This window comes from Haloparvum sedimenti (assembly GCF_001462205.1).
Lineage (GTDB): Archaea > Halobacteriota > Halobacteria > Halobacteriales > Haloferacaceae > Haloparvum > Haloparvum sedimenti.
Genome location: NZ_LKIR01000003.1, coordinates 1 through 1,853 on the forward strand (window position 1 = coordinate 1; position 1,853 = coordinate 1,853).

The 1,853-nt window shown below is 60.6% G+C and carries 3 protein-coding genes; all 3 read right to left on the reverse strand.

The genetic code is table 11. The annotated features are described in order from the left end of the window. Nucleotides 1-197: 197 nt before the first annotated feature. The 3 genes from AN233_RS15900 to AN233_RS00040 are packed head-to-tail and all read right to left on the reverse strand — an operon-like array spanning nucleotide 198 to nucleotide 1,572. Nucleotides 198-734 (reverse strand): hypothetical protein, encoded by a 537-nt coding sequence (locus AN233_RS15900; protein WP_080508253.1) that lies wholly within the window; start codon nucleotides 732-734, stop codon nucleotides 198-200. Next, a complete protein-coding gene (locus tag AN233_RS17005; protein WP_176329435.1) occupies nucleotides 731-886 on the reverse strand; it encodes a hypothetical protein in 156 nt (51 codons plus the stop codon). Before AN233_RS17005 ends, AN233_RS15900 begins: the two co-directional genes overlap by 4 nt. Then, nucleotides 886-1,572: a DUF6166 domain-containing protein gene (locus AN233_RS00040; protein ID WP_058364835.1), complete on the reverse strand. Its 687-nt coding sequence runs from the start codon at nucleotides 1,570-1,572 to the stop codon at nucleotides 886-888. Before AN233_RS00040 ends, AN233_RS17005 begins: the two co-directional genes overlap by 1 nt. Nucleotides 1,573-1,853 lie beyond the last annotated feature (281 nt).

The window sequence follows — 1,853 nt, forward strand, 5'->3', positions numbered from 1 at the left end:
GGTGCTGGATTCTGGATCTTTCATTTTGGGTCACCTCGAAATCGGACTCAACTATCGCGACGACGCTCTCATCACGCGCCCTGCGCCCCTCTCACGGGCGCAAAAAACAGCACCTCTTAACCAACACCCTGCCCAAGAATCCAGCGTTGTTGGTTAATCACCTGGACGATTCCGACACCTGTCTTCAACTCTCGAACTCACTCGTCGGGCTGACGTCGACGGCGTACCTGCTCCGGATTCGGCACCCACGGATGGGCCTCCCAGCAGTGGAGGGCGTGTTGTTGTGGTGTGTCGAACAGCGCCCCGCAGGACCCACACTCGTAGGTCGTCTCGGGCCAGCGTTCGGTGACGAACATCGCGGTCACCGTCGTTCTGACCGGGTCTGGGGCGGTCGACCGCCGAACGTAGTCGTAACCGATCATCGTCCGTCGACGAAGCGCCGACCGCGCCAGCCGTTCGGGCTTGTCCGTTGGGAGATACACCCAGCGGACGAACGCCTCTTCCGACGCTTTTGCCGACGGTTGGAGTATGAACCATCGGTCGTGCTCGTCACAGAAGAGATACCGCTCAGTGCCTCGATTCTGTAGATAGAACGGATCACCACGACCGGGAATCAGTCGAAGCCCCACGGACGGCGAGATCGGGCTGAGAAGCCGGTCTCCAAGTGAGGGCGAGCGGGATTCACCGGACGATGTCTCGGCCTCGAATTCGTCGAGCGTCGCTTCGCCGGTCATGAGTCATCGGGACTCGTCTCGTCTGTGGCTTCCTCCGCTATTCGCTCGTGCCGGTCGTTGTATCGCTCGAGTTCCCGGCCGATGCGCTCCAGTGCCTCGACAGCCCGTTCGATCAGCTGGTAGGTAGTTCGCGAGAGACGAAGAGCGTCCATCAAATGTCCTCCTCTGGCTCGACGAGGTCGTTACTCTCAGCGACGAGTGCCTGAACGGCTGAAGCAGGATCGTTCTCAACCGGAAGTGTTCGATGGTCAAGCGGCGCGGGATACGCGCGGTCGCCCTGCGCACAGAGCAGGAGTAGCCACTCATCGCTCCCGTCACCGAGAACGACGTAATGGTCGATGTCCTGGCGCTGGAAGACCGTCCGATCTGTCCGGCTCACGGCACTCCAATTCGCCGGCAGCGATGTCGACGCGACGCCACCGTCCGGCGTGAGGGCGTGATGGTCCTGGAACTCACCGAGTGCAGCCTCGATGTCGTCACCGGTGAGATGCCAGCAGTCAGCCGGGCCATCACACGCGAGTTGACTCACCACCTCATTTCGGAACTGGATGTAGTACTGATGGGCGACGCTCTCGTCGTCGAAGTAGTCGAGGAGGAGCGCACAGGCGAGTTGCGCCGGGCCGCTTCCGGTGTAGCCCCACTCGAATCCCGCCGGGCTATGTCGGACGAGGTCGAGGCTTCGGTCGGGCGAGAGGCGCTCGTGCTCTGTGAGCTTCAGCACCACCGGAGTTCCGTCGACGCGCATACCCACGTACTCGACGTGGTCTGCGTTGGTCTGGCATTGCTCACTATCATCCTGTACTGCCGCTCGTGGGTGGTTGGTCGAATCCGTCTTCATAGGTCGAATGCGGGTTATTGGATTCCCCGCACCCCTCTTGGGGGTCGAAAAACTCTGCCGGACGAGCGTACTCGAGGCGACTGATGCACTCTCGCTGAACGGTCAGTGAATGTAGAAGATTATCTTGTCCGGGCTCTCACCCATGCTGAGGCCTGTACCGACGCAGTAGCTATCCGCATCTTCGATGGCTTTGATGATGGGCAAGAGGTCTTCGGTGCCGTTCTTCGCCTCGACGTGTTCCTTAATCTCATCCGCGTACTGATCCAACTGGGTGACCTTGG

Bases quoted from the DNA above. Each gene is read 5' to 3' on its own strand.
- AN233_RS15900 (WP_080508253.1), bottom strand. From the start codon at position 734: ATGACCGGCGAAGCGACGCTCGACGAATTCGAGGCCGAGACATCGTCC.
- AN233_RS17005 (WP_176329435.1), bottom strand. From the start codon at position 886: ATGGACGCTCTTCGTCTCTCGCGAACTACCTACCAGCTGATCGAACGG.
- AN233_RS00040 (WP_058364835.1), bottom strand. From the start codon at position 1,572: ATGAAGACGGATTCGACCAACCACCCACGAGCGGCAGTACAGGATGAT.